Below are 19,194 nucleotides of genomic sequence, written 5' to 3'. Positions count from 1 at the left end.
GTCGCGATTGGGGTCCGCAAGGCGGCCCGACTTCTGTATTCTGCGCAACGAAGCCAAGCCCGCCGCAAGGAAACCGCCCCATGACCGACACGATCCGCTTCACGCTCGACGGCGCCGAAGTCGAGGCCGCGCCCGGCCAGACGATCTGGGAAGTCGCCAATGGCCGCGGGCTGGTGATCCCGCATCTGTGCCACAAGCCGGCGCCGGGTTATCGCCCCGATGGCAACTGCCGCGCCTGCATGGTCGAGATCGAGGGCGAGCGGACACTGGCCGCCTCGTGCATCCGCGAACCGTCGGACGGCATGGTGGTGAAGACCGCCACGCCCCGGGCCGAAGGCGCGCGGCGGATGGTGATCGAGATGCTGATGGCCGACCAGCCGGAGCCCGAGGCCGCCCACGACAGATCCAGCCATTTCTGGGACATGGCGGCGGCGAACGGTGTTGCGGAAAGCCGCCTGCCGGTGCTGGAGGCCGACCGCGTGCCGCTTCTGGACGACAGCCATGTCGCCATGCGGGTGAACCTGGATGCGTGCATCCAGTGCGGGCTGTGCGTGCGCGCCTGCCGCGAGGTGCAGGTGAACGACGTGATCGGCATGGGGGGGCGCGGCCACGACGCCTATCCTGTCTTCGACCTGTCGGATCCGATGGGCGAAAGTTCCTGTGTGGCCTGCGGCGAATGCGTGCAGGCCTGCCCGACCGGCGCCCTGATGCCCGCGACCGTTCTGGACGGCGCACAGGTCGGCGACAGCCAGGACTTCGACCGCGAGGTGCAGAGCGTCTGTCCCTTCTGCGGCGTGGGCTGCCAGGTCTCGCTGAAGGTCAAGGGCGACCGGGTGGTCTATGTCGAGGGCGTGGACGGACCCGCGAACGAGGGGCGGCTGTGCGTCAAGGGCCGCTTCGGCTTCGACTATATCCACCACCCGCACCGGCTGACGAAACCTCTGATCCGGCGGGACGACGCCCCGGCCAAGGGGCTGAACGTCGATCCCGCCAACTGGCAGACCCATTTCCGCGAAGCCACATGGGACGAGGCGATGGAGTTTGCCGCAAGGGGCCTGAAGGACCGCGGGCGCGAGGTGGCGGGTTTCGGTTCCGCCAAGTGTACGAACGAGGAAGCCTATCTTTTCCAGCGTTTCATCCGCGAAGGGTTCGGGCACAACAACGTGGACCACTGCACGCGGCTGTGTCACGCGTCCTCGGTCGCGGCGCTGATGGAGAACGTGGGGTCGGCCGCCGTCACGGCCACCTTCAACGAGATCGAGAATGCGGACGTCGCCATCGTCATCGGCGCCAACCCGATCGAGAACCATCCCGTCGCCGCCACCTATTTCAAGCAGTTCGCCAAGCGCGGCGGCAAGCTGATCGTCATGGACCCGCGCGGGCAGGCCTTGAAGCGCCACGCCAGCCACATGCTGCAGTTCCGCCCCGGCGCAGACGTTTCGATGCTGAACGCGATCATGCACGTGATCGTCGACGAGGGGCTCTACGACCGGCAATACATCGAGGCCTTCACCGAGAACTGGGAGGCCGAGAAGGCGCATCTGGCCGATTTCAGCCCCGAGAGGATGTCCGAGATCTGCGGCATCGCCCCTGACGTCCTGCGCGACGTGGCGCGGACCTTTGCCACGGCACGGGCGGGCATGATCTTCTGGGGCATGGGCGTGTCGCAGCACATCCACGGAACCGACAATTCCCGCTGCCTGATCAGCCTGGCGCTGATGTGCGGACAGGTCGGGCGGCCAGGCACGGGCCTGCACCCGCTTCGGGGGCAGAACAACGTGCAGGGCGCGTCCGATGCCGGGATGATCCCGATGTTCCTGCCGGACTACAAGGACGTGCGCGACGACGGCGTGCGGTCGACCTTTACCCAGATCTGGGGCAACCAGCGTTATGCCGACGCCGAGAAGGGCCTGACGGTGACCGAGATCCTGGATGCCGTCCACGCGGGCCAGATCAGGGCGATGTACATCCTGGGCGAAAACCCGGCCATGTCGGACCCCGACGTGGCCCATGCCCGCCAGGCGCTGGCGACACTGGATCACCTGGTGGTGCAGGACATTTTCCTGACGGAAACGGCGAACTATGCCGACGTGATCCTGCCTGCCTCGGCCTTTGCCGAAAAGACCGGGACCGTCACCAACACCAACCGGCAGGTGCAGATGGGCCGCCCGGCGGTGGCCCCCCCGGGCGAGGCGCGCGAGGACTGGGCGATCACGGTCGAACTGGCGAAGCGCTGCGGGCTGGACTGGCATTTCGAAAATCCGGCGCAGGTCTTTGCCGAGATGAAGCTGGGGATGGAGTCGCTCGACAACATCACCTGGGCCCGGCTGGAGGCCGAGAACGCGGTGACCTATCCGTCGCTGTCGCCCGAAGATCCGGGGCAGCCGATCGTCTTCGGCGACGGCTTCCCGCGGGCCGGGGGACGAGCCAAGTTCACCCCGGCCTCGGTCATTCCGCCGGACGAGGCGCCGGATGCGGATTACCCGATGATCCTGACCACAGGCCGGCAGCTGGAACACTGGCACACGGGGTCGATGACCCGCCGCGCATCGGTCCTGGACGCGGTGGAGCCCGAGGCGAACTGTTCCCTGCACCCCGCGACGCTGCGCAAGCTGGGCGTGGCCCCGGGCGAGATGCTGCGCCTGACGACGCGGCGGGGCAGTGTCGAGATCATGGCGCGGGCCGACCGGGCGGTGTCCGAGGACATGGTCTTCCTCCCCTTCGCCTTCGTCGAGGCGGCGGCAAACCTTCTGACCAACCCCGCACTCGATCCCTTCGGCAAGATCCCGGAGTTCAAGTATTCGGCCGTCCGCGTCGAAGCCCTGAAAGATACGGTCGCAGCAGAGTGAGCCAAGGCGCTTCAAAGCGCCTTGCAAGGTTTTTCGAAAATCCTTGCCCGGGGTCCCGCGCGTGTGTCGCGTGTTGCAGGGAGCGTCTGCACACGCTTAGATGACGGCATGGCAAAGGCTGTTCTTCTTCACCGTGCGGACACGCATTACGGCGACAAGCTGGAGTCGGTGTACGATTTTCCCGACATCAAACGATACGTCCAGGACGCCCAGGAGACTGTGGGTGATTGGATTGTCTACTACGAACCAACAAGGGTTCGCGGCAGCCGAGGATACTTTGCAGTCGCAAAAGTTCAGGATGTAATCCCCAAACCAGGTGCAAAAGGTCGGTACCTCGCCTTGATGGAACCTGGCACATTCTTTCCGTTTGACCATGAGCTTCCGCGTGAAGATCAAGGGCGACTTCGGGAAAGCAGCTTGGTTAACCCAGACGGCACCCCCATGCGAGGAGGGAACAATCAGAATTCCGTCCGCCTGTTACCCGACGCCGAATTCGCGGCCATCGTGAATGCCGGCCTGCCGGCCGACCTCGAAACCCTGGAAGCCCGCCGGTACGATACCGCGGCGGAGGTCCCCGGCCTGGCCGATGCGCAGATGCACTTTGACCGACCCGTGGTCGAACGGTTGACGAACCGCAAATATCGGGACGTGGCCTTTCGCCGGAAGGTGCGCGAGGCCTATGACTATACCTGCGCCATTTCCGGCCTGAAGCTGCGCAATGGCGGCGACCGGCCCGAGGTCCAGGCCGCCCATATCCGGCCCGTGGCCGAGAATGGCAGCGACAGCGTGAACAACGGGCTGGCCCTGTCGGCCACGCTGCACTGGATGTTCGACCGCGGCCTGATCTCGGTCGGGCCGCAGGACGAAATCCTGGTTTCGCACAACAAGGTGCCCGGGGATGTCGTCAACCGGCTGATCCACCCGGGCGGGCGATTGATCCTGCCGAAAGATGCAAGGAACCGCCCGAACCCCGAGGCGCTGAAATGGCACCGCGAGAACCGGTTCGGGCAGGTCCTGCCGATGTCCGGCGACCTGCCCTTTTGACGGCCTTCACACCAGCAGGGTGATGTCCGTGCGCCCTGCACCACGGCGCAGGGCGTGCACATCGGCATGGTCGGGGTCGGCGATCCAGGCACGGGCGGCCTCCGCGTCCGGGAAGGACATCACCGCGATCATCGACGGGATGTCAGGCGTGCCGTCCAGCGCTTCGGCTTCGCGGGACATCTTCTCGACCCTTCCGCCGTGCTTTTCCAGCACCGGCCCCGCGACCTCGCGGTAGCGGGCCATCGAGTCAGGGTTGGTGATCGTGGCCCGAAAGATGGCATAAATCATCTGTTCACTCCGATATGTCAGGGTTAGGTTTCGCAACCCTGGATCGCGCGGGTTCGCGCGAAAACGCGTGTCTTTGCATGCGGCCCGTGCAATTCTGTGTGCATGGATGCCGACTGGGACGATCTGAAGACCGTGCTGGCGCTGGTGCGCCATGGGACCCTTGCCGCGGCGGGGGCGGATCTTGGCGTGTCCTACACCACCGTCGCCCGCCGGGTGCAGCGGGCGGAACAGGCGTTGGGAGAGAAGCTGTTCGAACGGTTGGCCGACGGCTATCGCCCGACGGACACGGCGCGGCTGGTGGCGGATTACGCCCACCGGATGGAAAGCGAACAGACGACGCTGCTGCGCAAGATCCAGGGGCGGGACAGGCGACTGTCGGGAAAGCTGGTGATCACGGCGCCGCAGCTGCTGATCGGGCCGTACCTGGCGCCGGTGCTGGACCAGTTCACCCGCATCCATCCCGCCGTCGACCTGCAGATCCGCGCCACAAACGACCTTCTGGACCTGAACAGGCGCGAGGCCGACCTGGCGATCCGCATCCACGACTCGCCCGGCGATGCGCTGATCGGCGTGCGGCTGTGCGCACAGCAGCGCGCCTCCTTCGCCAGTACCGAAGCCGCGAAGCGGATCGAGAGGGACCCCGCCGCCCCGATCCCCTGGCTGGTCTTCGCGGACCGGCCGGAGATCCCGAAGGCCGCGCAGGACCGCTGTCCCAACGGGCGGGTGCGCATGGTCTTCGACGACATGGCGGCGCTTCTGGGCGCGGCACAGGCGGGTCTGGGCGTGGTGCGGATCCCGTTCTTCCTGGGCCGCTCGACGCCCTGGCTGGTGCAGGTGCCGTTCCTGCCGCCGGAACCCTATCCGGATGTCTGGGCCGTGGCCTACGACGACATCTGGCGGTCGGCCAAGGTGGCGGCCTTCCGCACGCTGCTGGTGCCCCATTTCCGTGCCCGGCGGCAGGATTTCGTGGCCTGACAGGCCAAACAGGCCAGTGCCGGCGCCCGAAGGCACCAGCCGAAAAGGTCAGCGTCCGGTAAAGACCGGCTTGCGCTTTTCCACGAAGGCCGCAGCGGCCTCCCTGTGGTCTGCGGTGGTCGCGGACAGGGTGTGGTTCAGCGCCTCGCGGTCGAAGCACTCCGTCAGGCTGGCCCCGGATTCCGCCAGAAGGAAGTTGTCCTTGATCCGGCCCAAGGTCAGGGTCGGTCCCGCGGCCAGTTCAGCGCCAAGCGCAATGGCCGTTTCCAGCACGTCCGGTTCCGGCACGGCGCGGGTGGCCAGGCCCATCGCCGCGGCGTCGGTTCCGGACAGAAGCGGCGACAGAAGGTACATCTCGCGCGCTTTCGCAGCGCCAAGGATCCGGGTCATGAAATACGTCCCGCCGAAATCGCCAGACAGGCCCACGTTCTTGAAGGCCGTGGTGATCTTGGCATCCTCGGCCACGATGCGGAAATCGCAGGACAGGGCGATGGACAGGCCCGCCCCCGCACAGGACCCTTCGACCGCGGCGATGGTGGGCTTCTTCATCTCGTGCAGATACCGCGACACGGTCATCCGGTCCCGCAGACCATGCATCCGTTCGCCCAGCGACAGGTCCGCGCCCGCCCCGGCGTTCATCGCCTTAACGTCGCCGCCGACGCAGAAATGCCCGGCAGACCCGGTCAGCACCACCGCGCGCACCGTATCGTCCAGCGCAGCTTCCGCAGCGGCGGACACCAGCGCCTGGGTCAGGGCCGCATCCAGCGCATTGCGCCGGTCCGGCCGGTTCATGGTCAGGATCAGCAGTCCGTCCCGTCGTTCGGACAGAAGCACGTCGGTCATCGGGGTCTCCTCCCTCATTGCACCCTGCCCCTGGCCCCTAGCCGCATCTGACGGTGGCTCCGGGCGGGCGGGTTAAAATCTGACATATGTCAGGCACGCTGCACGCTAGGGGCGGCCGGACGACCGGTCAACCATCTGCGGCAGGTCGGGCGCCAAGCTTGTGCGGCGGCGCGGGTGCGACTAGGCTTGCCCGACATGACGGTTCTGGACGGCACAGGAAGAGCGACAGCGCAATGACCAACGGGAAACCGGAGACGCCCGATCTGCAGTCCGCCGAACCGATGCTGGCCGAGGCCGAACTGAACGGCGTCCGGAACGAGGATCTTGTCCGCCAGCGGCGTGAACAGATCTGCGATGCGGCGCTCGAGCTGTTCCTGATGAAGGGCTTCGCCGCCACGACGATCCGCGACATCTGCGCGGGGTCCGGTGTGAACCAGGCCTCGATCTACGACTACATCGCCAACAAGAACGATATCCTGCGGCGGCTTCTGAACCAGCTTTGGTTCCGCCGCGACGTGGTCAACCTGCCGGAACTGATGGCGAATCAGGACCTGTCGATGCAGGAGGTACTGGCGCGGTACTTCCGCGAGGCCTGGGCGATGAAGCGCAAGGGGACGCTCCTGGCTTACCGGTCCGTCCCCCACATGCAGGCCGAGGATCGCAAGGCGATGCGGATGCGCGAACGCAAGCTGATCGAGGACCTGTGCGTTCAGCTGCACCGCCGCGCCGGCAACATGCCCGACGACAAGCGGGTGGAGGTGATCGCGAACCTCCTGGTCTTTCTGACCGCCTTCGCGCCCATGCGCGACTGGCTGACCCGCGACATCCCGAACGAAGACATGGTGCAGCTGATCTCGGCCGGGGCCGCGGCGGCAGTCGAGAAGATGATCGACGAAATCTGCAAGGATCCTGCGAACGGCTGACCCGGGCACTGCATCGGCAGCGCATCGGGGAGGAGGCGCCATGACACTTCACCTGAGACAGATCTGCCTGGTCGCCGCCCGGTTGGACGATGCGATCTCGCCCCTTGGCGCCCTGCTGGGCGCGCGCGTCGCCCATGTCGATCCGGCGGTCGGGACCTTCGGTCTGGAAAACGCCCTGCTGGCGCTGGGAACGCAGTTCCTGGAGGTCGTCTCGCCCCTGCGGGACGGCACGGCGGCCGGCCGCTTCCTGGCACGGCGTGGCGGCGACGGCGGCTACATGGTGATCACGCAGGTGGCCGCGAAGGCCGAGCAACAGGCCATACGGACCCGTTCCGCCGCCGCCGGGGTTCGGGTGGCCTTTGAGGAGGACCGCGAGAGCTGGAGCCTGATGCAGCTGCACCCCGCCGACATGGGCGCCGCCTTCCTGGAAGTGGACTGGGATGCCTCGGGCGATGTGACCGGCAACTGGGAACCGGCCGGCGGGATGGCGTGGCAGGAAGCCGCCAGTGCAGAGGTCACGGGCATCGTCGCCGCCGAAATGCAGGCAGAGGACCCGGCCGCACTGGCCGTACGGTGGGCAGAGGTGATCGGCTGTGACGTCGAGCGGTCGGGCGACTTGTGGTCGGTCGCCCTGGGCAATGCCGTGCTGCGCTTCGTGCCGATGACGGACGGGCGCGGGCCCTGCCTGGGCGGGATCGACCTGGCATGTGCAGATCCGGATGCAGTGATCGCGCGGGCGGCATCGCTGAAACTGCCGGTGGATGGCAACACCGTCACCGCCTGCGGGATGCGCCTGCATTTCGTTACGCCGTGACGGACCCTGACCCGGCGGACCCGAGCCCGGGCAGCCCGGGACGACATGTCCGGCGCTACCCCGCGCGCCGGATCAACAAGGCCAGCCGGTCGAAACTCGCCTGAACGGTCTGGTCCCCGGTCTTGGCAAAGAAGGCGTCAAGGTCGCTCCAGATGCGAACGGCGCGGTCCAGTTGGGGCTCATTGCCTTCGGAGTAGAGGCCCGCGCGGATCATGACCTCGGACCGTTCGTAAGCGCCCAGCAATGCCCGTGCTTCGGAGATCAGGCGGTTTTCCTCGTCGGTCGCCGCATCCGGCAGGCTGCGCGACACGGATCGGAGGACGTCGATGGCCGGATAGCGGCCGCGTTCGGCGATGTCGCGGTTCAGGACGATATGACCGTCCAGCACGCCGCGCAGGATGTCGGCCACGGGTTCGTCCATGTCCGAACCCGCCACCAGCACGCTGAAGACCGCCGTGATGTCGCCCATGTCGCCGACACCGGGGCCCGCGCGTTCGCACAAACCGGTGATCAGCGGCACGATACTGGCGGGAAACCCCCTGAGCGCCGGTAATTCGCCAGAGGCGGCGGCAATCTCGCGATGGGCTTCGGCATAGCGGGTGATGGAATCGGCCAGGAACAACACGTTCAGGCCCTTGTCGCGGAAATGTTCGGCCACCGTCATCGCGGACCAGGCGCAGCGACGCCGCATCAGCGCCGACTGGTCCGAGGTCGCGGCGACGACAACCGTGCGCGCCAGCCCGTCCTCTCCCAATGTGCGGCGGACGAATTCGCTGACCTCGCGGCCACGCTCGCCGATCATGGCCACGACGACGACGTCCGCCTCCACCGCCTTGGTCAGATGGGCCAGCAGCCGCGACTTGCCCACGCCAGAACCTGCGAAAAGGCCGATCCGCTGGCCCCGGACCAGGGGCAAAAGCGTGTTCAGGACCGACATGCCCGTTGCCAGCCGCTGGCCCAGCCCGCGGCGCAAGGCGGCGGGCGGCGGCGCGGCGGTGGTGGTGCAGGCACGGCTGCCACGCGGCAGCGGGCGATTGTCCAGCGGATGCCCGTCCGGGTCGATCACGCGACCCAGCCAGCCGTCGCAGGGCGCGAAGGGCGGGGCCGGCATCAGCGCCACCCGGTCGCCCACTGCCACCCCGTCCGGTGCGCGGTCGACGAACAACTGTATATCGCTCTCGCCCACGGCCATGATCTCTCCGGCCAGGGACCGGCCGCCCTTCATCCGGATCGCCGCCCGGTCGCCGATTCGGGCGACCTGTGCCAGCCCGCCGATGCGCACGACGCCGTCGCCCACAGATAGAACGCGCCCAGCCGGATGCGACCTGCGGACGGCGCCAAGGTCCGCAATCAGGGTTTCCAATGCCTGGCCCATGGGTGCCTGCCTTTCCAAGGCCCCCTCCCGAAAACCGTTTCTAAAGGAATCCCCGTTAAGCCTTGATTGAAATGGATCGAGGGAGAAGCCCCGGTGTTTGCTGATCTGAACATCTTTCGAGTTGCCCACGCGATGGCCTATCACGCGGGCCAGCGGCAATCGTTGATTTCCGAGAACATGGCCAATTCCGACACGCCCGGATTCAAGGCGCGTGACCTGGTGCCCTTTGCCGAATCCCTTTCGGGCGGGCCCGACGATGCCGCCCTGCGCGCCACCCGACCCCGACATCTGCACGCAACAGACGGTCCCTTCCGCGCCGACGAGGACGGCCGCGCCATGCGGCTGACGGACGGCCAGAACGCCGTCTCGATCGAGGAGGAGATGGTGAAGGCGGTGGAAACCAAGCGCCAGCATGACCGGGCCCTGGCGATCTACAGGTCGTCGCTGACCATCCTGCGCGCCAGCCTGGGCCGGAGCTGAGGGAATGGGGATGAGCGACTTTTCCAATGCCCTGTCCGTTTCCGCCAGCGGGTTGAAGGCACAGGCCATGCGGCTGCGGCTGACATCCGAAAACATCTCCAACGCGGATACGCCCGGCTACCGGCGCAAGACCGTGGCATTCAACGCTGTCCGCGAGGAAACCGGCGGCCCCGAGAAAGTAGAGGTTGGGCGCGTGCGCCTGTCCAGGACCGATCCGGTCGACATCTACGATCCCGGCCATCCGCTGGCGGACGACACCGGGCATTACAAGGGTTCGAATGTCGACCTGATGATCGAGATCGCGGACGCCCGCGAGGCGCAACGCAGCTACGAAGCCAACCTGAAGATGTTCGACCAGGCGCGGAAGATGTCTTCCGGCCTCTTGGATCTGCTCAGACGATAAGGAGGTTCCAGAATGGACCTGAGACAAATTTCAGCCCTGCAAAGCTATTCCGCCGCGCGGACGGCAACGAAACCCGATCCGACCCAGCCCGGGGCCGGCGCGACCCTGCGCCAGGCGACGCAGGACTTCGTCCAGACGCTGCAGCAAGGCGAACAGACCGCGCTGTCGTCGATGGGCGGCAAGGCCGATCCGCACGCGCTGGTCCAGGCCCTGGCCCAGACCGAACTGGCGGTCGAGACCGCAGTTACCGTGCGCAACAAGGTCGTCGAGGCCTACCAGGAAATCCTGAGGATGCCGGTCTGACATGCTGGATGAAGGCGTCTTCTTCGACACGATGCGGCAGGGTCTGTGGATCGCGGTGGTGACCTCTGTCCCGATCCTGACGGTCGCGCTGGTGACCGGCCTGGCCATCGGGCTGTTCCAGGCGCTGACCTCGATCCAGGAAATGACCCTGACCTTCGTGCCGAAGCTGATCGCCATCGTGATCGTGTTCTGGCTGTCCATGGGCTTCATGACCAACAGCCTGATCTCGTTCTTCCAGATGCAGATCGTGCCTTTGATAGCCGGGGGGAACTGATGGAAACCACTGTCTATGCCACGCTTTCCCGCCAGTCGGGATTGATGCGCGAAATGCAGATCGTGGCGAACAACATCGCCAATGTATCGACCACCGGCTTCCGGCAGGAAGGCTTGACCTTTTCGGAATTCATCCGCCGCGCGCCGGGGGAACCGTCCGTGTCGATGGCCGGTGCGCGGATCGAGACGACATCCCACAGCCAGGGTGCGCTGCGCCGCACCGACGGCGTCTTCGACCTGGCGATCGAAGGCGACGGCTTCTTCCTGATCGACACGCCCAATGGCCAGCGCCTGACCCGCGCCGGGGCCTTTTCACCCAATGCCGCCGGGGACCTGGTCACGATGGACGGCCACCGCGTGCTGGACGCCGGCGGGGCGCCGGTCTTCGTGCCCGGAACCTATGCCCAGATCCTGATCGGATCGGACGGCACGATCAGCGCCGACGGTGTCCAGATCGGCCAGGTTGGCATCGTCATGCCAACGACCCCGGAAAACATCGTGCGCGAGGACGGCGTGATGTTCCGTGCCGACGAGGGTGTCGAACCCGCCGAAGGGGCGCGCGTACTGCAGTTCTTCCTGGAAGGTTCGAACGTCGATGCCGTGCTTCAGGTCGCCCGCATGATCGAGGTCCAGCGCGCCTATGAGCTGGGCCAGAAATTTCTCGACGCCGAGGACCGCCGCGTCCGCGACGCGCTCGACACGTTGAACCGATAAGGGAGAGTTCCGATGATCCGCGCCCTGAAGATCGCCGCCACGGGCATGAGCGCCCAGCAGATGCGGGTGGAGACGACGTCGAACAACCTCGCGAACATGAACACGACCGGCTACAACACCCGCAGGGCCGAGTTTTCCGACCTGCATTACCAGCAGATCGCGCGGGCCGGATCGGTGTCGGCCACGGACGGAACGGTGCTGCCCACCGGCATCCAGCTGGGCCTGGGCGTCCGCCCCGCCGCCGTGACCGTGGAACTGGCGCAGGGCGCCCTGGCCCGCACGGGCAGCGACCTGGACATCGCGATCGAGGGCGCCGGCTATCTCGAGGTGCTTATGCCCTCGGGCCAGTCGGCCTATACCCGCGACGGCAGCATGAAACGGTCGCCCGACGGGGTGGTCGTGACCTCGGACGGCTATCCCCTGCAGCCGGAAATCGTGATCCCGCAGGACGCGCTGTCGATTTCCATCAACGGGGCGGGCGAGGTCTGGGCCTATTTCCGCGACAACCCGCAGGGCCAGCAACTGGGCCAGATCACCATGGCGAACTTCGTCAATGCCAAGGGCCTGGAGGCCCTGGGCAGCAATCTCTTTGCCGAGACGGAAGCATCGGGCCCGCCGCTGGTGTCCAACCCCGGTGAGGACGGGCTGGGCACCGTGCGACAGGGCTACCTCGAAGGCAGCTCCGTCGACGCGGTGCAGGAAGTGACCGAGCTGATCGAGGCGCAGCGCGGTTATGAAATGAATGCCAAGGTGATCTCGGCCGCCGACCAGATGATGGCCGCGCTGACACAGGTGCGGTGATGCGGATCCTGGTCGCTCTTGTCCTGGCCCTGGCCGCACAATCCGCCCTGGCCGACATCCTGGTCCCCACCCGCGTCATCCGCGCCAAGGAAGTGATCGAGGCCGAGGACCTGATGTTCAACCCCACCAAGGTGCCCGGCGCCATCACCGACATCGACGAGATCGTCGGGCTGGAGGCGCGCGTGGCGCTGTACCCGGGCCGGCCGGTCCACCCGGGCGATATCGGGCCGCCCGCCCTGGTCGACCGCAATGACCTGGTCACCCTGGTCTTCGTGCGGGGCGGCCTGACCATTACAGCCGAGGGCCGCGCACTGGGCCGCGGCGCAGCAGGAGAGGATGTGCGCGTAATGAACACGGCTTCGCGGACGACGGTCACCGGCCGGATCCGGGACGATGGCGCGGTGGTGGTCGAATGATCCGCGCCGTCACCCTTTCCGCCCTTGCGCTGGCCACGGGCCTTGCCGGCTGCGGCCGGATGGATCACTTCGGCAAACCGCCCAGCTTCACGCCGAACACCAACAGCGCCGAACATGTCGCCATGCTCAGCGCCGGCCTGCCGCGGAACACGCAGCCGCGCAGCCCCACACAGCAGGCATCCTTGTGGAACCACGGGCCGGAATCGCTTCTGGGCGACCGGCGGGCCGTGCAGAAGGGCGACATCCTGACCGTGGTGATCGAGATCGATGAAAAGGCCGAGATCTCGAACGACACCAACCGGTCGCGCTCGGGGTCGGAATCGATGGGCGTCCCGGATTTCTTCGGCGTGCCGCAGCGGATCGACCGGCACCTGCCCGAAGGGGCGTCGATGGCGAATGCCGTCGGCATCAATTCGGACAGCGCCACCAATGGCAAGGGGTCGGTCAAGCGGAACGAGAAGCTGGAACTGAAGGTCGCCGCCACCGTCATCGACGTGCTGCCGAACGGAATCCTTTCGATCGCCGGTTCGCAGGAAGTGCGGGTCAACTTCGAGATGCGCGAACTGCTGGTCACCGGCTTCGTGCGCCCCGAGGACATCTCGCGCCTGAACCAGATCACCTATGACAAGATCGCCTCGGCACGGATTTCTTACGGCGGGCGCGGTCAGATCACCGACGTGCAGCAACCCCGTTACGGTCAGCAGGTGCTCGACATGATCCTGCCTTTCTGAGGACGTCCCATGCTCGGCAAACTCATGCCCCTGATCTTTCTCCTGGTCGGCGCCGGTATCGGCGTCGGCGCCGGCCTGTTCCTGGCGCCTCCCCCGGCCGAGGAACAGGCGATGGACGGGGCAGAGGGTCACGGCACGGATGCGGGCGCGGGGGACCATGGCGCCGCATCGGATGACGGCCATGGTGGCGGACAGGCCGCAAGGGCTGCTGGCGATCATGGCAGCGGCGGCGACGAAGACCCCGAGCATCCGAATGAATTCGTGCCCTTCAAGAGCCAGTTCATTGTTCCCGTCGTCAAGAAGGACCGGGTGACATCGATGATCGTCCTGACGTTGAGCCTTGAAACAGGCCCCGGCGGAACGGAACTGATCTTCAAGAAGGAACCCAAGCTTCGGGACGCGTTCCTGCGGGTGCTGTTCGAACATGCCAATCGCGGCGGCTTCGGCGGAACCTTCACCCATCCCGACCAACTGGACCTGCTGCGCACCGCCCTGAAGGAAGAGGCGCAGCTGATGCTTGGCGACACCGTCAAGGACGTGCTGATCGTCGACATCGCGCGTTCGGACAGCTGACATCCCGATCATCAGGACTGTCGCCCTATTTCATCACCATCAGCTCGGCGATCCTGTCCCAGGCCCGCCGTTGCGCGGCATCCCGGACTTCCTGCTGGCGCCCCTGCTCCAAACGCGCCACCGCATCACGGCGGCCGAAGGCGCGGCGCAGGCGGTCCATGACCCGCATCTTGCGCGCCATGACCCTGGCCAGATCGGCGTTCAGGCCCGCGCGGGCCCGCGCGGTCCATTGCTGCCATTGCAGGTCGGCGCCCAGCGCACGAAAGGCGGTGTCGCGCCCGGCCTCTTCCCTTGCCGCGACGATCATCCGATCCAGCCGCGCCAGTTGCGCCCGCAGGCGCGCCTCCTCCTGCAAGATCGAGGCCACGGCCTGCCGTTCGCGGGCGTAGAGCATCTCGCTCGCCCGGGTCAGGTCCTCGAGGTCACGACGCGTGGTCATACGCCCATCTTCGCGCGCTTGCGCATGGCTTCGGCAAAGCGGATCGCGGCCGCAACCGGGGCGTAATGGTCGGGCGAAACTTCCTGCCCCATTTCGGTCGTTGCGTGCAGTGCGCGGGCGGTTGGCGGATCCAGGTGGATCGGCACGCCGGCCTCGGCCGCGGTACGGCGGATGCTGGCAGCCATCTCGTCGACGCCCTTGGCGACGCAGACCGGCGCGGTGCCTGGCTTGCGATCCCATTTCAAGGCCACGGCATAATGCGTCGGGTTCACGATCACGACGTCCGACTTCGGCACCTCGGCCATCATCTGGGACATCGCGATCTCCTGCCCGCGCTGCCGGCGCTGGGACTTGATGTGCGGATCGCCTTCGCTGTCCTTGGTTTCGTCCATGACCTCTTTCCGGGTCATACGGTTCTTGCGCTGGTGTTCCATCTGCTGGAACAGCGCATCGACAATGCCAAGCGCAGCCGCGATCAGCACGACGATGAACAGGAACTGCCGGCACATCTCGACCATCAGGGCGGCGGCCGGGGCGGCCCCGGCATTCATCGCGCCAATCATTTCGGGCAGCATCGTTTCCAGCAGGAGGCCCAGGCAGACCGAATAGAGCACCAGCTTGACCAGGCTCTTGCCGAATTCGAACAGGCCGGATCTGCCGAACTTGTTCTTCGCGTTCTGCATGATCGAGATGCGCGACATCTTCGGTTCAAGTTTCGATGGCGCCACCACAAAGGCCTGCTGCCCGACGATCGAGATCAGGACCGCGGCCGCCGGGATCCCGAACCACGGGGCCAGCGCCAGCGCCACGCCGCCGATGATGCCACCCAAGGGCGCCTGCGGGGCGCCTTCGAACAGCAGCTGCGACAGTTCGGGCGCCCGGTCCAGCAGTATGGCCATCCGGCGGCCCGTTTCCTCGATCGAGGCGGCGCCAAAGGTCATGCCCGCGACCAGGACGCCGGCATAGGTCGCCGCCACCGACAGGTCGACCGACTTGGCAACATCCCCCTTCTCGCGCGCCTTGCGCAGTTTCTCGGGAGTGGGGTCGAAGACCTTCTGGCTTTCGTCGTCTTCCTCGCTCATTGCGGCCTCAGCGGATCGGCAAGGAACAGCATAAGTTCCTCTCGCCAAAGCATCAGCATGTAGGGCCCGGCGATCAGCAGAAGCGCCAGCCCGCCGAATGTGATCACCGGTGCGCCGACGAAGGCCACCATCAGCTGCGGCATCGCGCGGTTGATGACACCCAGCATCACGTTGTAGAGCACCGAAGCGATGATGAAGGGCGCCGCCAGCGAAAAGGCGAGCGAGAAGGCTGCCGCCACCCGCCTGACGCCCCATTGCCCCAGTTCCGACGCATCAAGCGGCTGGCCCGGCGGGAAGACGGAATAGCTTTCGATCATGATCCGGGCCGCCGCGACGTGGAGCCCCGACATCATCGCCAACGCAAAGCCCGCCATCACCAGGACATGGCCCATGGCCGGGATCGGTTCCACGGCCGCGGCGCCCAGGATCTGCGACAGGGACGTCGCCTGCGCCGCCATGGCGCCGGCGATCTGCATCGCATTGACGAAGAGTCGGATGCCGACGCCCAGCGCCAGGCCCACGATCGTTTCCGGAAAGGCCACCGCCGCAAAGGTCAGCAGCGTCGACGGCGGTTCCGACCAGATCGCGCCGGGACCGTCGACCATCGCCGGTGTCACGACGACGGTGAAGGCCAGCGAGATCGCGATCTTGATGCGCATCGGCACGACCTGTTCGCCGAAGCCCGGCATGACCGACACCATCGCGCCGACCCGCAGGAACACCGCCGCGCCGGCCCAGAACCAGAAGGCGGCAGCGCCGGTCAGAAGCTCTGCCAGGGCGGTCACGCGGCCACCACGCCCACCAGCGCGGGCCGGGCGTCCAGGCCGATTTCCTCGTAGGAAAACACAGGGTTGGAGATACCGCGCGCCTTCATGATCGTGCGCAGGAACCGCCGCCTCGGGGACGAAGTGACCACCGCCGCGTTCAGTCCCCGTTCGGCAGTTTCCGTCACCTGACGCGTCACCCCGTCGGCCAGCTTGTTGAACAGGTCCGGCGGCAGCGCCACGTCCAGCCCTCCCTGGTTGTCGATCTGGTAAGCGCCGAAGATTTCCTCCCATTCCGGCGCCAGTTGAATCAGCGGGACAGACCCGTCGGCACGCTTCATCTCGGCCACCATCTGGAAGCCCAGACGCTGGCGCACCTTCTCGCAGATGGATTCGGCCTGGGTCGTGGACAGGCGCGCCTCGGCCACGGCTTCGAGGATCAGAGGCAGGTTCCGGATCGAGACCCTTTCGTCCAGCAGCAGCCGCAAGACCGCATGGAGCGTGTCCAGCGGCACCTTGTCGGGGATCAGTTCGTCCAGCAGCTTGCGGTTTGCCTCGGCACGGACGGGGTCGGACAGGCGTGTCATCTCCGTCAGGAGGCGGCGCAGCGCCTTCAACGTCAAAAGACGGGCAAAGTTCTGCTTGATCACCTCCAGCAGGTGGGTGGCCAGGATTTCCGGCGGTGCGACGATGGTGGCGCCGACCAGCGCCGCGTCCTCCTGATCATCGGGCGCGATCCAGCGGGCCGGGGCGCCATAGACCGGTTCGGTCACGTCGCGGCCCGCGGGCAGGTTTTCGGTCGCATGGGGCAGAAGCGCCAGGACCAGGTCCGGGTGCAGGCTGCCGCGGGCCTGTTCCACGCCCTGGATCCGCACGACATAGGTGCCGACCGGCAGCTCCGGCTGATCGGTCAGGCGGATTTCCGGCAGGATCAGACCGAAAACCGTGGCAACATAGGTCCGCATGTTGGCAATGCGCACGTCCAGTCCGGTGCCTGCATCCAGGACCATCGACACGAGGTCCGGCGCGAATTCGACGTGGATATCGTCCAGGTCCAGCACATCACCCATCGACCGTTCCGCCGCGGGGGCCTGGGCCGCGTCGTCGTCTGTCACGGGCTTGGCCGTTCTGCCGCGGTTCGCCAGGATATAGGCGGCAGCGCCCAGCAGCCCGGCGGCGGCGATGAAGGGCAGGAAAGGCAAGCCGGGGACAAGGGCAAAGACCGTCATCAGCCCCGCCACAGTCGCCAGCGCGGCCGGGTGCCGGCCCATCTGGGTGAAGATCGCCATGTCGGTGGCGCCGAGCGTGCCCCCCCGCGCCAGCAGCAGCGCCGAGGCGATCGAGATGATCACGGCCGGGATCTGGGTCACCAGCCCGTCGCCGACGGTCAGGATGGCATAGGTTTCAAAGGCATTGCCGATATCCATGCCATGAACGACGATGCCCATGACCAGACCCATGACCAGATTCAGCAGGGTGATCAGCAGGCCGGCAACGGCATCGCCCTTCACGAATTTCGACGCACCGTCCAGCGAGCCGAAGAAGGTCGTTTCCTGCTGTTCGTGGGTCCGGCGGGCGCGCGCCTCCTCGTGCGTGATGGCGCCGGCGGCCATGTCGCTGTCGATGGCCAACTGCTTGCCCGGCATCCCGTCGAGCGCGAAACGTGCCCCGACTTCGGCCATCCGGGCGGCGCCTTTCGTGATCACGACGAAATTGACGATCAGCAGCACGCCGAAGACCACCAGGCCCAGGAACACGCTGCCGCCCATGATGAACTGGGCGAAACCTTCGATCACGTCGCCCGCGGCATTCGGACCGGTGTGTCCCTGCCCGATGATCAGCTTGGTCGACGACACGTTCAGCGACAGCCGCAGCATCAGCGAGGCCAGGAGGATCGTCGGAAAGGCCGAAAAATCCAGCGGTTCTTCTATGAACAGCGTCACCGTGAAGATCAGGATCGCCAGCGCAAAGGAGGCGGCTAGCCCCACGTCCAGGAACCAGGCCGGGACCGGCAGGATCATCATCACGATGACCGTCATCAGGGCAATCGCCAGAAGGATCGTCGGGCTGAAAAGCTGCTTGAGCGTCAGGGTCGGCATGGCATCAATCGACCGAAATGAACGAAGATCCAGCGCCGCCACCCAGGGGAAACAGCGATCCGCGCGCAAGCTCGGCAGTCTCGGCCGTGTCATCCGGGTTACCGAGAAGGGCCGTGCCGCCAGTTCCCAGGATCGGGCGCACGCGATCCGCTTCGATGGCCACCTGCGGCCACGGCGGCGGCGGGCCGCGGCGGCGCAGGATCCTCGACGGCGCGGTTTCCGCCGCCGGGATCACATCGCCCGACAGGCCGGACCGGATGCGCTGGAACCGGTCGGTGTAACGGTTGGCGAATTTCGGGGTCCGGGAATGATAGGCACCGGCTGCCGCTTCCCACGACCCGAGCTCCTGATACAGTTCGCCCAGGAACCGTGCGGCGTAATCGGCATTTGGCTGTGGCTCGAACATCTCGTCGATGGAGGCGAAGGCCTGACCGTGCCATTTGAAGTTGATCTGGAAGCAGCCGACGTCGAAACTGCGGGCGCCACGCTTGTAGTGCTGGAAGACATAGGCGCGGGCTTCGTCGCGGGTATCGAACCACTTGCCGACGCCTTCCATGTTCACGGTCCAGGGCCATGGGGCCAGTCCGTCCGGCCCCGGGCGGCCCGTTTCGCTTCGGGTGATGGCGCGAAGGACGTCCAGCGGCACGTTGTACCGCTGCGACGCCGTCACGGCGACGCTGTCGCAGATCTGCGCCAGACGGGCGACCGCGCCCGCATTCCCTGCCGGAAGGCAGAGCACCATGGCCAAAGCGAACAAGTGCAGCCCGGAGCATACCCACCGGGCCGTGGCCCCATGGCTGGTTCCAGGCCTCGACGCCAACCCTGCAGCAGGTTGTGTCGGCAGGACTTTCCGTGGCCGTGCCACCCGATCCGCCGATCTTTTTCTCTTTGGCCGACTGGTCCGGCCCATGCCGTCGTTGCGCAAGGTAGACATTCTGTCTCCGCCCGAGGAGGGGATGCCCAATGCTAGCGGCCGGACATTGACAATCCGTTAGCTGCCGCCAT

22 protein-coding genes are annotated in these 19,194 nt (G+C 66.4%); 14 read left to right on the top strand and 8 right to left on the bottom strand.

Features of this window, described 5'->3' with window-relative positions; genetic code table 11:
• Positions 1–80 precede the first annotated feature (80 nt).
• On the top strand, positions 81–2,849 hold the full coding sequence (gene fdhF / locus FQK05_RS07165; RefSeq protein ID WP_158965236.1) for a formate dehydrogenase subunit alpha: 2,769 nt from the start codon (positions 81–83) through the stop codon (positions 2,847–2,849).
• A gap of 108 nt (positions 2,850–2,957) precedes the next feature.
• On the top strand, positions 2,958–3,893 hold the full coding sequence (locus FQK05_RS07160; RefSeq protein WP_158965235.1) for an HNH endonuclease: 936 nt from the start codon (positions 2,958–2,960) through the stop codon (positions 3,891–3,893).
• A 6-nt stretch (positions 3,894–3,899) separates the two neighbouring features.
• On the opposite strand, the gene FQK05_RS07155 is transcribed toward FQK05_RS07160, so the two are convergent.
• Positions 3,900–4,181, bottom strand: coding sequence for a DUF1330 domain-containing protein (locus FQK05_RS07155; protein ID WP_158965234.1), 282 nt, complete (start codon positions 4,179–4,181; stop codon positions 3,900–3,902).
• A 102-nt stretch (positions 4,182–4,283) separates the two neighbouring features.
• On the opposite strand from FQK05_RS07155, the gene FQK05_RS07150 reads away from it, so the two are divergent.
• Positions 4,284–5,156, top strand: coding sequence for a LysR family transcriptional regulator (locus tag FQK05_RS07150; RefSeq protein ID WP_158965233.1), 873 nt, complete (start codon positions 4,284–4,286; stop codon positions 5,154–5,156).
• A gap of 48 nt (positions 5,157–5,204) precedes the next feature.
• Here the strand turns inward: FQK05_RS07150 and FQK05_RS07145 are convergent, their stop codons facing one another.
• Entirely contained in the window at positions 5,205–5,999 is a 795-nt protein-coding gene (locus tag FQK05_RS07145; RefSeq protein ID WP_158965232.1) for an enoyl-CoA hydratase, read from the bottom strand.
• A gap of 233 nt (positions 6,000–6,232) precedes the next feature.
• Between FQK05_RS07145 and FQK05_RS07140 the strand changes: the two genes are divergently transcribed.
• Both FQK05_RS07140 and FQK05_RS07135 read left to right on the top strand, forming a co-directional pair.
• Positions 6,233–6,922, top strand: a complete 690-nt coding sequence (locus FQK05_RS07140; protein ID WP_158965231.1) for a TetR/AcrR family transcriptional regulator — start codon at positions 6,233–6,235, stop codon at positions 6,920–6,922.
• A gap of 40 nt (positions 6,923–6,962) precedes the next feature.
• Positions 6,963–7,736 carry a VOC family protein gene (locus FQK05_RS07135; protein WP_158965230.1) on the top strand — a complete coding sequence of 258 codons (774 nt, stop codon included), beginning with the start codon at positions 6,963–6,965 and terminating at the stop codon, positions 7,734–7,736.
• Between the two features lie 55 nt (positions 7,737–7,791).
• On the opposite strand, the gene FQK05_RS07130 is transcribed toward FQK05_RS07135, so the two are convergent.
• Positions 7,792–9,111 (bottom strand): FliI/YscN family ATPase, encoded by a 1,320-nt coding sequence (locus tag FQK05_RS07130; protein ID WP_158965229.1) that lies wholly within the window; start codon positions 9,109–9,111, stop codon positions 7,792–7,794.
• A 93-nt stretch (positions 9,112–9,204) separates the two neighbouring features.
• On the opposite strand from FQK05_RS07130, the gene FQK05_RS07125 reads away from it, so the two are divergent.
• The 9 genes from FQK05_RS07125 to FQK05_RS07085 are packed head-to-tail and all read left to right on the top strand — an operon-like array spanning position 9,205 to position 13,805.
• Positions 9,205–9,591 (top strand): FlgB family protein, encoded by a 387-nt coding sequence (locus FQK05_RS07125; protein WP_158965228.1) that lies wholly within the window; start codon positions 9,205–9,207, stop codon positions 9,589–9,591.
• A gap of 10 nt (positions 9,592–9,601) precedes the next feature.
• Positions 9,602–9,994: a flagellar basal body rod protein FlgC gene (flgC, locus tag FQK05_RS07120; RefSeq protein ID WP_158965227.1), complete on the top strand. Its 393-nt coding sequence runs from the start codon at positions 9,602–9,604 to the stop codon at positions 9,992–9,994.
• A gap of 12 nt (positions 9,995–10,006) precedes the next feature.
• Positions 10,007–10,297 carry a flagellar hook-basal body complex protein FliE gene (gene fliE, locus FQK05_RS07115; RefSeq protein ID WP_158965226.1) on the top strand — a complete coding sequence of 97 codons (291 nt, stop codon included), beginning with the start codon at positions 10,007–10,009 and terminating at the stop codon, positions 10,295–10,297.
• A gap of 1 nt (position 10,298) precedes the next feature.
• Entirely contained in the window at positions 10,299–10,571 is a 273-nt protein-coding gene (locus FQK05_RS07110) for a flagellar biosynthetic protein FliQ (protein ID WP_158965225.1), read from the top strand.
• Positions 10,571–11,284, top strand: coding sequence for a flagellar hook-basal body complex protein (locus FQK05_RS07105; protein ID WP_158965224.1), 714 nt, complete (start codon positions 10,571–10,573; stop codon positions 11,282–11,284). The genes FQK05_RS07110 and FQK05_RS07105 overlap by 1 nt, the downstream gene beginning before the upstream one ends.
• Before the next feature lie 15 nt (positions 11,285–11,299).
• Complete coding sequence (gene flgG / locus FQK05_RS07100) at positions 11,300–12,085, top strand: flagellar basal-body rod protein FlgG (RefSeq protein WP_158966010.1); 786 nt, start codon at positions 11,300–11,302, stop codon at positions 12,083–12,085.
• Positions 12,085–12,501, top strand: coding sequence for a flagellar basal body P-ring formation chaperone FlgA (flgA, locus tag FQK05_RS07095; RefSeq protein ID WP_158965223.1), 417 nt, complete (start codon positions 12,085–12,087; stop codon positions 12,499–12,501). The genes flgG and flgA overlap by 1 nt, the downstream gene beginning before the upstream one ends.
• Entirely contained in the window at positions 12,498–13,232 is a 735-nt protein-coding gene (gene flgH, locus FQK05_RS07090; RefSeq protein WP_158965222.1) for a flagellar basal body L-ring protein FlgH, read from the top strand. The genes flgA and flgH overlap by 4 nt, the downstream gene beginning before the upstream one ends.
• Before the next feature lie 9 nt (positions 13,233–13,241).
• Positions 13,242–13,805: a flagellar basal body-associated FliL family protein gene (locus tag FQK05_RS07085; protein WP_158965221.1), complete on the top strand. Its 564-nt coding sequence runs from the start codon at positions 13,242–13,244 to the stop codon at positions 13,803–13,805.
• A 25-nt stretch (positions 13,806–13,830) separates the two neighbouring features.
• Here the strand turns inward: FQK05_RS07085 and FQK05_RS07080 are convergent, their stop codons facing one another.
• Genes FQK05_RS07080 through FQK05_RS07060 form a run of 5 tightly spaced genes read right to left on the bottom strand, consistent with a single transcriptional unit; the run spans position 13,831 to position 18,946 of the window.
• Positions 13,831–14,244 carry a hypothetical protein gene (locus tag FQK05_RS07080; RefSeq protein WP_158965220.1) on the bottom strand — a complete coding sequence of 138 codons (414 nt, stop codon included), beginning with the start codon at positions 14,242–14,244 and terminating at the stop codon, positions 13,831–13,833.
• Positions 14,241–15,326 (bottom strand): flagellar type III secretion system protein FlhB, encoded by a 1,086-nt coding sequence (flhB, locus tag FQK05_RS07075; RefSeq protein WP_158965219.1) that lies wholly within the window; start codon positions 15,324–15,326, stop codon positions 14,241–14,243. Before flhB ends, FQK05_RS07080 begins: the two co-directional genes overlap by 4 nt.
• Positions 15,323–16,111, bottom strand: a complete 789-nt coding sequence (locus FQK05_RS07070) for a flagellar biosynthetic protein FliR (RefSeq protein WP_407644493.1) — start codon at positions 16,109–16,111, stop codon at positions 15,323–15,325. The genes flhB and FQK05_RS07070 overlap by 4 nt, the downstream gene beginning before the upstream one ends.
• The gene (gene flhA / locus FQK05_RS07065) at positions 16,108–18,189 is read right to left on the bottom strand and encodes a flagellar biosynthesis protein FlhA (protein ID WP_158965218.1); all 2,082 of its coding nucleotides are present in this window, start codon (positions 18,187–18,189) and stop codon (positions 16,108–16,110) included. Before flhA ends, FQK05_RS07070 begins: the two co-directional genes overlap by 4 nt.
• 4 nt (positions 18,190–18,193) lie before the next feature.
• A complete protein-coding gene (locus FQK05_RS07060) occupies positions 18,194–18,946 on the bottom strand; it encodes a transglycosylase SLT domain-containing protein (protein ID WP_325063858.1) in 753 nt (250 codons plus the stop codon).
• Between the last annotated feature and the right edge of the window lie 248 nt (positions 18,947–19,194).

Origin of the sequence: Chachezhania sediminis (assembly GCF_009765275.1) — a bacterium.
Lineage (GTDB): Bacteria > Pseudomonadota > Alphaproteobacteria > Rhodobacterales > Rhodobacteraceae > Chachezhania > Chachezhania sediminis.
This window is presented reverse-complemented; position numbering and strand designations above follow the sequence as displayed.